The 15,387-nt window shown below is 34.2% G+C and carries 17 protein-coding genes and 1 other annotated feature; of the genes, 13 read left to right on the top strand and 4 right to left on the bottom strand.

Annotated elements, in window-relative coordinates:
- Nucleotides 1-1,656, top strand: coding sequence for an FAD-dependent oxidoreductase (locus AC4BC7_RS04255; protein WP_490503937.1), 1,656 nt, complete (start codon nt 1-3; stop codon nt 1,654-1,656).
- Nucleotides 1,649-1,954: a rhodanese-like domain-containing protein gene (locus AC4BC7_RS04250; RefSeq protein WP_207942598.1), complete on the top strand. Its 306-nt coding sequence runs from the start codon at nt 1,649-1,651 to the stop codon at nt 1,952-1,954. Before AC4BC7_RS04255 ends, AC4BC7_RS04250 begins: the two co-directional genes overlap by 8 nt.
- A gap of 46 nt (nt 1,955-2,000) precedes the next feature.
- Here AC4BC7_RS04250 and AC4BC7_RS04245 read toward each other — a convergent pair whose 3' ends face one another.
- The 3 genes from AC4BC7_RS04245 to AC4BC7_RS04235 form a co-directional block, all read right to left on the bottom strand.
- Complete coding sequence (locus tag AC4BC7_RS04245) at nt 2,001-2,891, bottom strand: zf-HC2 domain-containing protein (protein ID WP_490503935.1); 891 nt, start codon at nt 2,889-2,891, stop codon at nt 2,001-2,003.
- Nucleotides 2,891-3,373, bottom strand: coding sequence for a sigma-70 family RNA polymerase sigma factor (locus tag AC4BC7_RS04240; protein ID WP_207942596.1), 483 nt, complete (start codon nt 3,371-3,373; stop codon nt 2,891-2,893). Before AC4BC7_RS04240 ends, AC4BC7_RS04245 begins: the two co-directional genes overlap by 1 nt.
- Nucleotides 3,374-3,511: 138 nt before the next feature.
- A complete protein-coding gene (locus AC4BC7_RS04235) occupies nt 3,512-3,955 on the bottom strand; it encodes a YbaK/EbsC family protein (RefSeq protein ID WP_207942595.1) in 444 nt (147 codons plus the stop codon).
- Between the two features lie 281 nt (nt 3,956-4,236).
- Between AC4BC7_RS04235 and AC4BC7_RS04230 the strand changes: the two genes are divergently transcribed.
- Nucleotides 4,237-4,365 (top strand): hypothetical protein, encoded by a 129-nt coding sequence (locus AC4BC7_RS04230; protein ID WP_279381677.1) that lies wholly within the window; start codon nt 4,237-4,239, stop codon nt 4,363-4,365.
- Nucleotides 4,366-4,535: 170 nt separating this feature from the next.
- Nucleotides 4,536-5,384, top strand: coding sequence for an HAD family hydrolase (locus AC4BC7_RS04225; RefSeq protein WP_490503934.1), 849 nt, complete (start codon nt 4,536-4,538; stop codon nt 5,382-5,384).
- Nucleotides 5,385-5,438: 54 nt separating this feature from the next.
- On the opposite strand, the gene AC4BC7_RS04220 is transcribed toward AC4BC7_RS04225, so the two are convergent.
- Nucleotides 5,439-6,017, bottom strand: a complete 579-nt coding sequence (locus tag AC4BC7_RS04220) for a PTS sugar transporter subunit IIA (RefSeq protein ID WP_490503933.1) — start codon at nt 6,015-6,017, stop codon at nt 5,439-5,441.
- 214 nt (nt 6,018-6,231) lie between these two features.
- Between AC4BC7_RS04220 and AC4BC7_RS04215 the strand changes: the two genes are divergently transcribed.
- The 9 genes from AC4BC7_RS04215 to AC4BC7_RS04175 all read left to right on the top strand — a co-directional run bounded on the left by AC4BC7_RS04215 (nt 6,232) and on the right by AC4BC7_RS04175 (nt 15,372).
- Nucleotides 6,232-6,975 carry a DeoR/GlpR family DNA-binding transcription regulator gene (locus tag AC4BC7_RS04215; RefSeq protein ID WP_207942592.1) on the top strand — a complete coding sequence of 248 codons (744 nt, stop codon included), beginning with the start codon at nt 6,232-6,234 and terminating at the stop codon, nt 6,973-6,975.
- An 83-nt stretch (nt 6,976-7,058) separates the two neighbouring features.
- Nucleotides 7,059-8,015 (top strand): glutathione S-transferase family protein, encoded by a 957-nt coding sequence (locus tag AC4BC7_RS04210; RefSeq protein WP_490503932.1) that lies wholly within the window; start codon nt 7,059-7,061, stop codon nt 8,013-8,015.
- Nucleotides 8,016-8,083: 68 nt separating this feature from the next.
- A complete protein-coding gene (locus AC4BC7_RS04205; protein WP_490503931.1) occupies nt 8,084-9,424 on the top strand; it encodes a right-handed parallel beta-helix repeat-containing protein in 1,341 nt (446 codons plus the stop codon).
- A gap of 68 nt (nt 9,425-9,492) precedes the next feature.
- Nucleotides 9,493-10,239 (top strand): NADPH-dependent oxidoreductase, encoded by a 747-nt coding sequence (locus AC4BC7_RS04200; protein ID WP_490503930.1) that lies wholly within the window; start codon nt 9,493-9,495, stop codon nt 10,237-10,239.
- 158 nt (nt 10,240-10,397) lie between these two features.
- Nucleotides 10,398-11,753 carry an MFS transporter gene (locus AC4BC7_RS04195; RefSeq protein ID WP_207942589.1) on the top strand — a complete coding sequence of 452 codons (1,356 nt, stop codon included), beginning with the start codon at nt 10,398-10,400 and terminating at the stop codon, nt 11,751-11,753.
- Between the two features lie 147 nt (nt 11,754-11,900).
- Nucleotides 11,901-12,677 carry a class I SAM-dependent methyltransferase gene (locus tag AC4BC7_RS04190; RefSeq protein ID WP_490503929.1) on the top strand — a complete coding sequence of 259 codons (777 nt, stop codon included), beginning with the start codon at nt 11,901-11,903 and terminating at the stop codon, nt 12,675-12,677.
- A complete protein-coding gene (locus AC4BC7_RS04185) occupies nt 12,670-12,954 on the top strand; it encodes a cupin domain-containing protein (protein ID WP_207942587.1) in 285 nt (94 codons plus the stop codon). Before AC4BC7_RS04190 ends, AC4BC7_RS04185 begins: the two co-directional genes overlap by 8 nt.
- 147 nt (nt 12,955-13,101) lie before the next feature.
- A complete protein-coding gene (locus AC4BC7_RS04180) occupies nt 13,102-13,533 on the top strand; it encodes a GNAT family N-acetyltransferase (protein ID WP_490503928.1) in 432 nt (143 codons plus the stop codon).
- A gap of 241 nt (nt 13,534-13,774) precedes the next feature.
- Nucleotides 13,775-14,017, top strand: a binding site (T-box leader).
- 47 nt (nt 14,018-14,064) lie between these two features.
- A complete protein-coding gene (locus AC4BC7_RS04175; protein WP_207942586.1) occupies nt 14,065-15,372 on the top strand; it encodes an MmgE/PrpD family protein in 1,308 nt (435 codons plus the stop codon).
- Nucleotides 15,373-15,387: the final 15 nt, after the last annotated feature.

The following is a 15,387-nucleotide window of genomic DNA, read 5'->3' as shown; positions in this document are numbered from 1 at the left end:
ATGAAAATTATTATTATTGGAGGCGTTGCTGGTGGAATGTCAGCAGCAACCCGTTTACGTCGTTTGATGGAAGATGCTGAAATTATTGTATTAGAGAAAGGTCCGTTTGTTTCTTTTGCAAACTGCGGTTTACCTTATTATGTATCTGGTGAGATTGCTGAAAGAGAGCAGCTTGTCGTACAAATGCCTGAAGCATTGAAAGATCGATTTAATCTTGATGTGCGTCCGTTTCATGAAGTAACGGCTATCTCGCCAGAAAATCATACGGTAACAATCCGTACAAAGAACCAGGAAATAGTTGAAACTTATGATAAATTAATTTTATCTCCGGGAGCAAGACCTTTTATTCCACCCATTGAAGGTTTAAAAGAGGCGCAAAATGTATACAGTTTAAGAAATATTCCAGATTTAGATAAAATCATGGAGAATCTAACCGGACAAACCAAACATGCTGTCATTATTGGTGCTGGATTTATTGGTTTAGAAATGGCAGAAAACCTACAAAGACGTGGATTACATGTAACAATTGTTGAGAAAGCATCGCAAGTTTTACCAACACTGGATGAAGAAATGGCCGCTTTCGTTGAAAAAGAATTACGTCGTCAAGGGATAACGGTCATCACTTCTCAAGCAGCTACTCTCTTTGAGGAAGCTGGCAAAAGCATCACTTTAGAAAATGGACAAAAGCTAATATCAGATTTAACGTTATTGTCAGTTGGTGTGCAACCAGAGAATCATTTAGCACTTGAGGCTGGTTTGGCAACAGGTTTGCGTGGTGGTATTCTGGTGAATGAAGCGTATCAAACAAGTGCCCCGGACATTTATGCAGTTGGCGATGCAATTATCGTTCGTCAACAAATTACAGGAGAAGAAGCTTTAATTTCACTGGCTTCTCCAGCAAATCGTCAAGGTAGACAAGTAGCAGATGTCATTGCAGGAATGGCGCGCCAGAATCAAGGCAGTATTGGAACTGCAATTGTTCGTGTGTTTGATTTAGTTGCTGCTTCAACAGGCTTAAGTGAACGTGTTGCTAAATTGGCTCAATTACCGCTAGCAGTGGTACATGTTAGTGGAAAAGACCATGCTGGATATTTTCCAGGAGCTACTGAACTTACATTGAAACTAATTTTTAATCCTCAGACCGGAGAAATTTATGGTGCTCAAGGAATTGGTGAAAAAGGTGTAGATAAACGAATAGATATTTTAGCAACAGCAATTAAAGCCAAGATGACTATTTTTGATTTACCTGAGTTAGAATTGACCTATGCACCACCTTTTGGTTCTGCGAAAGATCCGGTTAATATGTTGGGATATGCAGCTATGAATCTTGCGGAAGGCTTAAGTGAATCTGTTCAATGGTATGAATTAGCAGACGAATTAGCTAAGGGAAAAATCTTGTTGGATGTGCGCACTGCTGATGAGTTGAGTCGAGGAAAATTTAACATAGGTTTAGGCTTGCATATACCTCTCAATGAGTTACGTCATCAATTAGCGCAACTAGATATAAATAAAGAATATATTGTTAGTTGTCAAAGTGGCTTACGCAGCTATCTGGCAGAGCGGATTTTAAAACAGCATGGGTTTAAAGCGAAAAATCTAGATGGTGCCTTTGCTCTTTATCAAGTAGTCAAGCCGGAGGAAGTAAGTTATGTATAATTCAATTGGGATAAATGAATTCGAACAATTAACTAAACGAAAACAGCTCTCAATTCTTGATGTTCGTGAAGTAGATGAATTTCAAAGAGGTCATATTCCTACTGCAGAAAATCTTCCATTAAGTCAATTAGGAAGTGGAAAACTTTCATTAAAAAAAGAAGAAACGTATTATGTAATCTGTCAAGCAGGTGCCCGTTCGGAAAGAGCTTGTCAATTGTTAGGAGAAACATATCATGTGACGAATGTCATGGGCGGCATGTCTGCATGGCGTGGAGACACAGTGATAAAAGATTATTAAATTGTAAAAATAGTGGTTGTTAAAGGTGAAAAACAAAGGGCACGATTTACTTTGCCCTTTGTTTTGTCGTATAAAATAAGTGGTTTCCAAGCAAAAAACCACTATACAATAAAAGTGTCAGTAAACAAATAATAGAAAAATCACGTATGACGTTGTATGAAACAGTAGTCATTCCTTTAATAAATACATGACTTAATATATAGAAAAAGCTGATTAAGGAAAGTTGTTTAAAAATGCCCCCTAATTGTTTGCGATGGAAAATAAGCCAGCCAATTCCACCAATAATCATTAATAAGCATGAAAAAATTAAATAATAAGCTAGTACTAATCGAGGTAAAGTCATCATACCGCCATCTGGAAAAATATTTTCTCCGTAGATTAATTGATCTGTTTGGTTGCTTCCTGGATAATAATAAACAGCTGTCACTTTTTCACCATTAGGATTAACAATCGTATTTTTTCTTTCTTTTGACTTCCAAAAATGATGCCAACTATTGTTCCAAGTGGTTAGATGATAGATATAACCTGAGCCATCGGGAGCTCTCTGACGATTCAGATGATAATCTGCTAGTGAATCATCAAATTGAACAACGACTAAGTCATTTTCTGTGGTTGAAACGAGTATTTTCTCTTGATTATAGGGTAAATACTGAGGAGAAGTTAAAAAGCTTATAGAAATAGTCGCAATTATCAATGTAAGTATGGTAGAAAAAATGCCAATCTGCCACTTATTCTTTTGAATCTTTTTTTGCGCATGAAGCAGGGGTGCAGTATTTGTTTCTATGGGAACTGTAATTGCGCTCTTTAATAATTCCAGTTCTTTTTGGCATTCAGGACATGTTTTAAGATGTGATTCAACAAGTAATTGAGAATCTTTACTTAACATATTTTCTACATATAAAGGTAATAAATCTTTTATCATATCACAAGTAACCATCAATATTCTTCCCTCATTTCTTCAATAATTTTTTTTCTAGCACGATGAAAAGTGACACAAGCCCAATTGCTTGTTTTACCAAACAACTTACCAATCTGCTGAAAATTTAATTCCGCAAATATCCGTAAATAAAATACTTCTTTGTATGGTTCTGGAAGTTGTTGAATTGCATAGATAATCATCTCGGATTTCTCTTGTAATAATAAGTTTTGTTCAATGTTTATACTGGATTTTGTAGTGATTTCATCAATATCGATAAAGATTTTATGTTTTCTAGCGTAAGAAAAATAAGTGTTTTTGGCAATTTGAAACAACCAAGTTTTGACATCACTCTCTCCTTTAAAAGAATCTAGAGATTGCATGACTTTGAAGAAAGTTTCAGATGTTAAATCTTCTGCAAGATGTTCTTCTCCACAAAGACGATATAAAAAGCGATAAATATCGTTAAAATACACTGCATAGATTTCTTCAAGCTCTTTCACTTTTTCACCTCCTACTTATTAGACGCAAAAATATTTGAATTCTTACCAATATATTAAAGGTTTAAAGATTCTTAATAAATAAAAAGAGACAAAATAATTATTATATCTTGTCTCTTAATAGCTTAATAGTATTCAATTTTATTGCAATAAGTCTGCCATAGTCGGGGTGATTAAGTCAACTAGTCTATCGACAGAAATGATTATTCCTTTATGAAGTTCTCCAGCAGAAATGGCGATTTCTTTAAAACGATAGATACTTTCATCGAATAAAAATACATAATCGGGTGAATGCAAAAAAATACCGATTGGCGTATTGGCACCGTGAGGATAACCCGTCAATTCAAAAGCGATTTCAACGGGTGGCAAACCTATTTTACGATTTCCAGTAAGTTTTGCTGTTTTTTTGTAATCTAAGCGCTGATTTAAGGGGATGAGGGCAATTACAGGACCGGTTTTGTTTCCTTTTAAGACTAATGTTTTAAAAATGGGTGTTTTTGCTGGGTCAAGTTCTTCAGAAAAGAAATAAGGTTCAAAAGGAATATTTTTTGAGAGTAAATAGGTTTCTACTTCGGTTTTTGTCATTTTTTTTACCTTCTTATTGTTATATTTGATTTTTTATAAATGAATAACTAGTTTTCTTCACTAAACAGTGACTATGCCTTATAGTTTACACGACTATTTTGAATTTTCACACTGCTAGACTTTGAATGATGAATGAACTAATTGCAGGAATTAAAAAAATATTGCTATAATAGCGAAGATTTATCAAATTAAGTAAAGAATTCTTGAAAAAGTTATCGTAGGCAGTTATGATGGGAAGCGTACTATTTTATGTAGTCGTGCAAATAAAGGCGGTGGAAACAATGAATTCAAAAGAAAAAATGCTAGAATTAATTAAAAAGAAACAAGGTGGCGGCAAAGCAAAACAAATGGAAACGCCCAAAAATGATCGTAAAAATATGCGTAAAGGCCCTAAGATTTTTAATAAATAATTCAAAGTAAAAATATCCGATTTATATAGAATAAAGTGATTAATTTTAGTAGTTTTGTGTCACGAAACTACTAGAATGTAGGAACCGACTCTATCTGATTCGGATATTTTATTGTTCATTCAATCTACACTATAGGTGATATGATATACTTGTCATAAAGGAGAGAAACTATGACAAAAAATTTAATTGCCATTGATATGGATGGTACGTTATTAAATGAAAAACAACAAATTTCTCCAGAAAATAGAGAAGCAATCAAACAGCGATCGAAGGAAGATTTAGTTTATATTTGTTCAGGAAGAGATTTCTTTGATATTTGTACTATTTTAGAAAGAAGTAATCTGCAAATTCCTGTGGCTTCATTAAACGGTTCATTTATTCTGGATGGAGAAACTAAAATCTTTTCAAATCCCTTTACCAAAGCTGAAGTATTCGCAATATTTCAATATATTGAGGAACTACCTTTTAAATTATTTACCAATAAAGGGACATATAATGCGCCATCTTACATGGATCGAATGCGTAAATTTTTCAAAAAATATGGTGAATCAGTCAATAAAGAAAAAGAAACCAACAATTTAAACTATTTAATTGCTTATGAAAAAAGTACGGATTCCAAAGAATATACAGAAAAACTATTTGATGATGAGGAATTAGAAGTTTATAAGATTGCGATTTATCTGCCTGAAAGTACATTTAGTCAAAATTTTTATCAGAAAATCAAAAAGGAATTTCAATTACCTATTACATCATCGGGTCTGAATGATTATGAATTATTGCCTTTAGGAGTAGATAAAGGGAAAACATATGATATAATGATGGCTTATTTTGGAGTGCCTGCTGCAAAGAAAGTTGCGATTGGGGATAGTCCGAATGATTTACCGATGATGACTGTTGCCGATTTATCTTTTGCTGTAGAAAATGCTAGTGAAGAAGTCAAAGCTGTATGTTCTCACGTAGTACCATCCAATGATGATCATGGAGTAGCATACGTTTTAAATAATATCAATTTATTTTAAAAATAAAAGGTTGTTAACCAGTTTGGTTAGCAACCTTTTTAGCTATTATATGAACTACTTTATGATTATTTTTGCAATTTCGTCATTTATTGCTACAGGTGCGGATTCTTTTAATTCAATCGAATCGATATTCTCTTTGGATAAAGCAACAAAGACGATATCGGTAATTTTATTGTGCTGCAAAATATAAGGTAAATCCATAATTGCAAGGACATCACCTACACGGATTTTTTGGTGTTGTTTTATAAATGATTTAAAACCATGTCCGTTCAAATCTACCGTACCAATACCCATATGCAATAGGTAGTCATTTTCATGTTCATCTCTGATACCAATTGCATGTTTAGTTGGAAAGACACTAACAATTTCTCCATTGATAGGTGCGCAAACCTTACCATTAGTTGGCGTAATAGCAAAACCATCACCTAAAGTTTTAGTAGAGTACACCTTATCAATAACGTCATTTAAACATTTTAATTTACCTGTTGCGGGAGCGAATAGTGAGATATGTGTTTTTGTATGATCAAAAGTAATATCCACTTGCTGGGGAAGCTGTGCACTTGGAAAAAACGATAACGACGAAATAAATTCTTTTGCGATAAACTTCAAATGCAAGAAAATTGTACGTTTCATTATTTTCACTAACCTCTCTTTTATAGTGCTTTAATCAGTTTACATCTTTTAATCTAGTTAACCATAATTATTTTCGAACGTCAACAATTTTAGTTTCATATGAAACTTAAAATAGTTATTTAAGAAAATTTAAAATTGAATCAAGAAAGAAAAAAGTAGAAAATTGTATAGGAATAATAAGTATGATAAGCTAAATTAAAAGCGAGGGATCGTAATGGCAAGAGAAGAAGAAATTATTTCTATCGTAAGTAAAAATAAAAAAATAGAAGTGAATCAACTAGCGGAACTGTTGAACGTATCACGAGTAACTATTCGTAAAGATTTAGATAAGCTCGAAAATCGAGGAATTCTTCATCGACAACATGGCTTTGCGGTCTTAAATAATCAAGATGATTTGAATTATCGTTTGGCGTATAATTATGATTTAAAACGAAAAATTGCTAGAGAAGCTGCAAAATTAATTAACAATGGTGAAACAGTGATGATTGAATCGGGTTCTACTTGTGCCTTATTGGCAGAAGAACTAGCCTTTAACAAAAACGATGTCACGATTATCACTAATTCTTGCTTTATTGCTTCCTATATTAGAAAAGCTGAATCGGTTAAAGTGATATTGCTTGGAGGCGAATATCAAAAAGATTCGCAAGTCAATGTTGGACCGTTAGTGAAGAAGGTCATTACTGAATTTCGCATTGATAAATTATTTGTAGGAATTGATGGGTTTGATGCACAAAGAGGTTTTACAGGTAGTAATATTAATCGTTGTGATACTGCCAATGCGATGATGACTGTAGCGAATCAGACCATTGTTTTGACTGATTCAAGCAAGTTTAATCAAATGGGTGTAGTCTCGGGATTTTCTTTTGAAGATATTTCGAAAATTTACACAGATAATGGAATTTCTGAAGCTCATGCAAAATTTCTAGTGGAAAAAAAGATTGAATTAGTGACTGTTTAAGAAAAAGAGACAAGAGAAACTCTCTCAGTGTTTAAACAAGTAACTAAAAATTAGTTTGAATAACTTAAAAAGGACGTGGAATTATGGGAATGTTAGTCAATGGAAAATGGACGCAAGACAATCGTTATGCTAATGAAAAAGGGGAATTCATTCGCAAAGATTCACAATTTCGCAATTGGATTACATCAGATGGTAGTGCTGGACCAACTGGAGAAGGAGGTTTTCAAGCAGAACCGAATCGTTATCATCTATACGTTTCGTATGCTTGTCCTTGGGCATCTCGCACTTTAATGTTTCGCAACTTAAAAGGCTTAGAAGATATGATTTCATTATCAGTTGTTAATCCATTAATGCTTAAAAATGGCTGGACGTTTGAGGAAGCAGAGGGCGTCATCTCTGATCCAATTTTTGATGCAAAATTTCTCTATGAAATTTATGCTCAGGTTGACCCAGAGTATAGTGGTCGTGTGACTGTTCCAGTATTATATGACAAAAAACAAAATAAGATTGTTAGTAACGAATCTGCGGAGATTATTCGTATGTTCAATAGTGCGTTTGATAATGTTGGTGCAACCCCAGGAAATTATCTGCCTGAAGCTAAACTAGCACAAATTGATGCGTGGAATGAGAAGATTTACCATGACATTAATAATGGTGTTTATAAAGCAGGTTTTGCTACAAAACAAGAAGTTTACGAACAAACAGTAATAAAATTATTTAAACGCTTGGATGAAATTGAGGAAGTTTTAGAAAATCAACGCTTTTTGATTAGTGATGAACCTACTGAAGCAGATTGGCGTTTATTTCCAACTTTAGTACGTTTTGATTCAGTCTATGTTGGACATTTTAAATGTAATTTACGACAAATTAGAGAGTACAAAAACTTGTGGCGTTATACAAGAGAATTATATAATTGGCCGAAAATTGCTCAAACTGTTAATATGTCGCATATTAAACAGCATTATTATATTAGCCACGACTTTATCAATCCGACACAAATTGTACCAAAAGGACCAGAAATAGATTTTCGATTAGATTAATGAATAAACACGCATGTCATTTTTGTCATGTGTGTTTTTAGTTCAGTCGATACAAAGGAGTCTCACTAATGAAAACAATAATAAGTTGTTTGTTTTTTATTTTATTAACTGGCTGTGCTAGTTTCCTTAATCAACCTGAATCACAAGAAATTTATGTTGCTACTAACGGTTATCATGGGAACGGTTCTTTTGAACATCCCTATCGTACGATTCAAGAAGCGGTAGATGTAGCTCAAGCTGGCGATACGATTTATATTCGTGGTGGAAGTTATCATGAAAAAATTATTATCAAAAATTCTGGTAAAAAGAATCAACCAATAACATTAGGAAACTATCAACAAGAAACTGTAGTAATTGATGGCAGTCAGCAAAAAACGACCAAAGAGTTAGACGGCTTATTGATTATTAAAAACCAACAATATATAACTCTTGATGGTCTATCATTTGTAAATTTTTCTTCGGATAATGAAAATGTTCCAACCGGTGTGCTTCTTACAGGGACTAGTCATCACATAATCGTCAATCAGTGTCGAATTTCGAATATTACGACGAAAAATCCTAATCCTGAACAAGCGAATGCGCATGCTTTGGCTGTTTATGGGACAGATAGCGTACAAGCTATACACCATATAGAAATTACTAATTGTGAAATTTCCCAAAATATTTTAGGATTAAGCGAAACAGTCGTGCTAAATGGAAATGTAGAAAACTTTAACATCGCTCGCAATAAAATTCATGACAATGATAACATCGGCATTGATATGATTGGTTTTGAAGGAACGGCTAGTCAAAATGATTTTGCTAGAGATGGTTTTTGTGAAGAGAATGAACTTTGGAACAATTCGACCACCAACAATCCTTCTTACAATGAAGCTTCTGCGGCAAGTATTTATGTAGATGGTGGGCGGAATATTGTGATTCAACGTAATGTGATTTGGGCCTCAGATATTGGAGTCGAAGCAGCGAGTGAACACCAAAATAAAACAACCAAGCAGATTGTGATTCGAAATAATCTGATTTATGATTGCTTAGAAATAGCCGGTATTGCCTTTGGAGGTTATGACGAACAAAAAGGGAGTGCCACCGAAATTAAAATTTACAATAATACGTTAGTCAATAACGCAGCTCATATTTTCGTGCAAGAGCATGCGCAAGTTACGTCCAATGAAATTATCAATAATATCTTCTATTTAGGGGAAGCTTATGAAGGTGATTTAACTCAGATTAAACATACACCAAACTTTTATCAACAGCCTAAATTTGTGGATGAAAAGAAGCATAATTTTCATTTGCGTAAAGATTCATCCGCTCGTAATACAGGTATCATTAGTCAATGGGTAGGAGACGATGATTTAGATGGAAATTCACGCATAAACGACAAAAAAATAAATTTTGGTGCGTATCAGTAATGCTTGCTATTTGAAAAAGAAGAACATTGACGTTAAAATAACTCCTAACATTTATAAGGAGGAAAAGCATGGATATTTTAGAACGGTTCACCAGTCATACATCAGTGCGTTCATTTCAAGAAAAACAATTATCTGAACAATTAAAAAAACAATTAATACAAGCCGCTCAAAGTGGCTCATCGTCTAATTTCGTACAGGCATATTCGATTATTGAAGTTAGAAATCAAGAGAAACTAACAGAAGTAGAAGCTATCGCTAATTTTAAAGGTTATGGTGCAGAACATGGCGTGTTTTATCTTTTTGTTGCTGACTTAAATCGTAACTATCAAATTGCTAGCCACACTAATAACAATTTAGAAGCATTTTCTTCAATGGAATCTTTGTTGGTTTCAGTCGTTGATACAACAATTGCTGCCCAAAATATGGCTTTATTTGCAGAGTCACAAGACTTGGGAATTTGCTATATTGGTGGTATTCGTAATGATCTATTTCGAATAGCTGAATTATTCGCGTTACCTAAGCTTACAATTCCGTTATTTGGTTTAATTATCGGGTATCCAAACATAAAAAATGAAGTAAAACCGCGTCTTTTCCAAGAAGAAATTGTTAAAATTGATGAGTATCAGGAAATGGACCCATTAACTTTACAAAGATACGATGACGTGATGAACAGTTATTATCAAGAACGGACCAATCATGCACAACAAGCAAATTGGAGTGAGAAAGTTCAAGAACACTTCAAGATTAATCGTCGTCCAGAAGTGATTCATTTTTTAAAACACCAAGGATTTGATTTTTTTGAAAAAAATAATTAGAGAGACTTGACGATAGACGTAATCTATTTTATGATTAAGTTCAATAAATCGTACAGATAACACATCTACTTATCATAGATGTGTCGAAAGAGAGGCGGTTTCTATTCATTTAGAAACTGACTCTCTTTTTTTGTTTGAAATTGGAGGAGAAAGCGTATATGCAAGAAAAAAATATCAAACTATTACCAGCAATTATTGCCACGGGAATGCTGTCATTTGCAGGTGTTTTAATTGAAACGGCAATGAATGTTACATTCCCAACACTAATTAACGAATTTGGAATAACGACTGGACAAGTTCAGTGGGTGACAACTATTTATTTACTTGTTATTTCAATATTTGTTCCTTTTTCTAATTATTTGTTAAAGACTATGTCGATTCGTAAATTATTTGTGATTGCCAATCTCTTATTTATTGCGGGCCTTTTAATTGATTTCTTAGCGATGAACTTCCCAATATTATTAGTTGGGCGTTTTTTACAAGGGATGAGTACGGGGATTGCGTTACCATTAATGTTCTATATTATATTAACGTTTAGTTCACCCGAAAAGCGTGGCACAATGATGGGAATTGGAACCATGACAACTTCCATTGCACCTGCATTAGGTCCAACCTATGGGGGGATTTTAACTGCTCATTTATCTTGGCATTATATCTTTTTATTATTAGTTCCAATTTTGGCAATTTCCCTTGTTATGGGAATAATCGCTATTCCTGAATCCAAACCACAAGGAAATAGTCGCTTAGATGTTTTAGGATTATTGGGAGTAACGTTATTGTTCACCGGATTTTTAATGTTTCTTAATCAGATTCATCAATGGCAAGCCTTCATTTGGTTACTGATGGGTATCATTGGTTTAGCTTTATTTTATTATCAATCAAAACACGCGAAAGAACCTCTTGTGGAGTTAGGTATCTTAAAGCAACAACAATTTCGAGTATTTTTAATGGGCTTTTTGGTTTGTCAGGCATTGTTATTAGGTGTTTCTTTTGTTTTACCGAATTTTGTACAGATTGTATTAGGTGAAGATGCTTTTGTGGCGGGGTTATTAATGTTACCAGGAGCGTCAGTCGGAGCGATTTTGGCACCCATCTCTGGTAATTTATTGGATCGTTTTGGTAGTAAAAAACCAATACTGATTGGTTTAGTCTTTGCGATAATTGGTTGGACTGGTTTAACTATATTATTGAAGCAACCACTGTTACTCTCGCTTGTCGTGGGGCATGTCGTTTATATGATTGGTATTGGTTTATGCTATAGTAATATGATGACAACTGGTATGAATCAATTAAAACGTAGTGAATACGGCGATGGCAATACTATTTTTAATACGCTGCAACAATTTTCTGGTGCGGTTTCGACAGCCGTTGTGGCCACCATTATCGGGATTTTCCAACAAAACGGAACGAATATAGTTGATTCAACGATCAAAGGTTCACAAATAGCAATGTTTGTATTGTTAGTGTTATTAGTGGGAGCATTTATCCGTTGTGTCACTTATTTCACAAAATAAGTTAAGTTTTTAAGCATAATTTCTTTCGAGAAATTATGCTTTTTTTTATTTATGCGCTTGACATTGTGTGTTTATGCGCTTATTTTATAAATGAGAATCATTCTCATTGTCTTTTTGCTATTGATTAGATTTGAAGAAAGGAGTCTTATGAAAAATAAAGAGGTAGGTCACAATTTTTTAGCACGCTTAGGAAAAACCAAATTACGTCCTGGTGGAATAGAAGCAACAAATTGGTTAATCGAGCAGGCACAACTTAATGCGGATTCACAAATATTGGAAGTTGCTTGTAATATGGGAACCACCATGATTTATTTGGCTAAAACATATCAGTGTCAGGTAATTGGCTTAGATCAAAGTCAACAAGCATTAGAAAAAGCACGCCACAATATTGCTAAAGAACACCTAGAAAAAAAGTTATCAGTGGTTCAAGGAAATGCGTTAAAATTGCCCTTTGAAGATCAAAGTTTTGATGTGGTAATTAACGAAGCAATGTTAACGATGCTTGTTGGCAAAGCAAAAGATAAAGCCATCAAAGAATATTTCCGTGTTTTAAAACCCAATGGCGTATTATTAACGCATGATGTCTGTTTGTTAAATACAGATAAGCGGATAGAAATTTTAACTGGCTTACGGGATACGATTCATGTGAAGGTAGAACCATTAACTGTTGAAGAGTGGGATAAAAAATTTGTAGACAATGGATTTCATGTTACACAAAAATATGGAAAAATGTCATTAATGGATCCAATAGGTATGATACGAGATGAAGGTTTTTCTGGCGCGTTTAAAATCATAAGAAATGGTTTGAAGAAAGAAAATAAGGAGCAATTCAAAAAAATGTTTGTCTTTTTTAGAAATCATAAGAAAGAAATTGGTTATATTGCAACCGTTAGTCAAAAGAAGGGGGAAAATAACGATGTTTAAATACGAAGGGAATGGAACAATTCGTCATATTTTTGAGTCAGAGCAACAAGTGGTGACGAATTTAGTATTAGAAAAAGGCAAAGAGATTCCAACGCATGATTCACCTTATACAGTAGTTGTAGTTCCTGTTAAAGGAAAGATTATTTTTTCCGGTATCAATTTTAGAGAAGAGATTTATCCTGGAGCGATCATACGTATGTCACCTAAAGAACCACATAGTTTGTATGCTTTAGAAGATAGCGAATTAATGGTGATTAAATCTCAATTAGTAGAATAAGCACGAGAGAAATAATCTGTCAGTTGATAGATTATTTTTTTAGGTAAAATAAGTAACTATTATCGCAAATGTAATATTTTTTTGAAAATTATCAGACAACTAACAAGCCAAGTTGACTATGATACAATGGTTCTATGAGGTGAGAAAATGATTATTATTAGAGAAGCAGAAATAGTTGATGTTCCACAATTGTTAGCATTATATCAAGAATTGATTCCAATTAAATTGTCACCAAAAGAAGCCGAACAGACGACATTAAAATTAATCAACGATAAAAATTATTTTTTAGTAGTGGCTAAAGAGGAGGACGAAGTATTAGGTACCGCATTAGGAATTTGCTGTCAAGCTGTCACGGTTCCTTTTTTAGTTATTGAAGATGTGATTGTCAAAGAAGACACAAGAGGCAAAGGCATTGGTCGTAAGTTGATGGCAGCATTGGATGAATTTGCGATAGGGAGTAATTGTGCGTATGCTATTTTGGTTTCTTCAGGACATCGAACCGTTGCTCATCAATTTTATGAGAATGTAGGATTTGCAGAAGATGTTAGTGGGTTTCGAAAATCATATATAGACATGTAAAAGCTGATGAGTAAATCATCGGCTTTTTTCTGTAAAACTTTCTCTTTGTTTCATCCTAGTTAGATGTGTGAATGTTTTTATCTATGAGGTTAAAATTAGAAAATAATGTGTTTTTATTGTGTTTATTGTCATTTTTGTTAACTTATTTTTTGAAAGTAAGTATAAGTGATTAGAAATTTCTATCGCTTGGCTCGTTGACTTTACGAATAAGGAAAGCTATTCTTTTGCTAATTAAGTAATAGAAGTTGCGTAGATAAGATAAGTACATGCAGGCATCATTAGGTAGAGAACTCTGGTTGGTGAAAAAGAGGAATGATAAATCATGGAAAATGGTCTTTGAGCTTTTGATTGCGAGTCTAAACGATAAACAGTCAACGGAGGATGTTCGTTATCACATCCATTCATGTTTGCATGCATGGTCAAGTGATTCTTTGAATAATCAAAGGATAAATGAAGGTGGTACCGCGATTATTTCGTCCTTCCAGAAAGTGATTTCTGGAAGGACTTTTTCATTCGAACGGAGGGAGAAAAGTGACTTCGCAACAATTTGTGCATAATTTTTTAACAGTAGAAATTTCTACAGAAGCGATTCAATTAGCGAAACAAGCTTTCGTTGATTATATGTCTTCTTCTTTATTGGCAAAACATTCACCTGAACTTATTCAGTTGAAAACAGCCTATCAGGAACAGCTGTCAGGCAATTGTTTATTGCTTGGAGACACTACTGCTGCCACTGCTTCTTTTTCAGCATTATATAATGGCTTTCAAGCACATTTATTAGATATTGATGATACTCATGGAAGCGTTCGAGGTCATCCCAGTGCGGTCATTTTTTCTGCTCTACTGACAGAGTTAGAAAACTATACTGGGAAAGAAATAGTAGAAGCTTATGTGATTGGACTTGAAATTATGGCTCGTCTAGGACTAGCTATTAACCCACATCACTATTTGCATGGTTGGCATAATACTGGGACATTAGGAGGGCTTGCGGCAACAGGAGCATTAGCCCGTTTAAAAAAACTATCAGAAGAACAGACATTAACGGCAATGAGTATTGCCACAAGTCAAGCAGCAGGGCTACAAATGCAATTTGGAACGCCAATTAAACCACTACATGCTGGTTTGGCGGCAAAACAAGCAGTAGAATCAATTCGACTAGCCAGTGCTGGTCTTTCAGCTAAGCAAGATTTTTTATTTGCCAAGCGTGGTTTTTTCTCTGTTTATGCAGAGGAAATTAAGCAAGGAGCCTTATTCGAAAACTGGGGAAAGACATGGCAAATTGTATCTCCTGGTTTGTGGTTTAAGCAATATCCTTTTTGTTCAGCAGCTATGGCGGGAGCAGATGCGGCACAAGCGTTGTATCAAAAATATCAGTTAACAGCTGAACAAATTAAACAAGTTGAAGTTAGTTTCTTTTATGGTAAAGATCAAGCCTTAGTCAATCGAGATCCTTTGACTGGAGAAGAAGGACGTTTTTCGATTGAATACATTGTTTGGTTAGGAATAACTGGACAGGAGTATTCTCTAGAAAAATTTTCTACCAAAACACTAACAGAAATAACACGACAAGAACTTCGTAAAGTTAGACGATACTATATTGATGAGCCAACTGCTCCATATACGAGAGTAGTGGTTACTTTAAAAAATGGGCAACAAGTATCCCAAAACATCACCACACCCAAAGGTTCACCTGACAATCCGTTGACTTTCACTGAACAACAGCGGAAATTTTATCAGACAGTGACGGGAACTCGGGCAAATTTAATAGAACAAACACTTATGAACTTTGAAACGAAACATGGCAAGGAATTAAAAGCTCTTTTACAAGAAAAAGATTAAACGGAGGCGAAGCAA

The organism is Enterococcus sp. AMC1623 (assembly GCF_058216495.1).
This window is presented reverse-complemented; position numbering and strand designations above follow the sequence as displayed.

What these genes read in the sequence shown, in the direction of transcription:
- AC4BC7_RS04210 (WP_490503932.1), top strand. Translation starts at nt 7,059, where the DNA reads ATGGGAATGTTAGTCAATGGAAAATGGACGCAAGACAATCGTTATGCT.
- AC4BC7_RS04195 (WP_207942589.1), top strand. Translation starts at nt 10,398, where the DNA reads ATGCAAGAAAAAAATATCAAACTATTACCAGCAATTATTGCCACGGGA.
- AC4BC7_RS04255 (WP_490503937.1), top strand. Translation starts at nt 1, where the DNA reads ATGAAAATTATTATTATTGGAGGCGTTGCTGGTGGAATGTCAGCAGCA.
- AC4BC7_RS04185 (WP_207942587.1), top strand. Translation starts at nt 12,670, where the DNA reads ATGTTTAAATACGAAGGGAATGGAACAATTCGTCATATTTTTGAGTCA.
- AC4BC7_RS04180 (WP_490503928.1), top strand. Translation starts at nt 13,102, where the DNA reads ATGATTATTATTAGAGAAGCAGAAATAGTTGATGTTCCACAATTGTTA.
- AC4BC7_RS04225 (WP_490503934.1), top strand. Translation starts at nt 4,536, where the DNA reads ATGACAAAAAATTTAATTGCCATTGATATGGATGGTACGTTATTAAAT.
- AC4BC7_RS04205 (WP_490503931.1), top strand. Translation starts at nt 8,084, where the DNA reads ATGAAAACAATAATAAGTTGTTTGTTTTTTATTTTATTAACTGGCTGT.
- AC4BC7_RS04235 (WP_207942595.1), bottom strand. Translation starts at nt 3,955, where the DNA reads ATGACAAAAACCGAAGTAGAAACCTATTTACTCTCAAAAAATATTCCT.
- AC4BC7_RS04245 (WP_490503935.1), bottom strand. Translation starts at nt 2,891, where the DNA reads ATGGTTACTTGTGATATGATAAAAGATTTATTACCTTTATATGTAGAA.
- AC4BC7_RS04215 (WP_207942592.1), top strand. Translation starts at nt 6,232, where the DNA reads ATGGCAAGAGAAGAAGAAATTATTTCTATCGTAAGTAAAAATAAAAAA.
- AC4BC7_RS04190 (WP_490503929.1), top strand. Translation starts at nt 11,901, where the DNA reads ATGAAAAATAAAGAGGTAGGTCACAATTTTTTAGCACGCTTAGGAAAA.
- AC4BC7_RS04230 (WP_279381677.1), top strand. Translation starts at nt 4,237, where the DNA reads ATGAATTCAAAAGAAAAAATGCTAGAATTAATTAAAAAGAAACAAGGT.
- AC4BC7_RS04250 (WP_207942598.1), top strand. Translation starts at nt 1,649, where the DNA reads ATGTATAATTCAATTGGGATAAATGAATTCGAACAATTAACTAAACGA.
- AC4BC7_RS04220 (WP_490503933.1), bottom strand. Translation starts at nt 6,017, where the DNA reads ATGAAACGTACAATTTTCTTGCATTTGAAGTTTATCGCAAAAGAATTT.
- AC4BC7_RS04200 (WP_490503930.1), top strand. Translation starts at nt 9,493, where the DNA reads ATGGATATTTTAGAACGGTTCACCAGTCATACATCAGTGCGTTCATTT.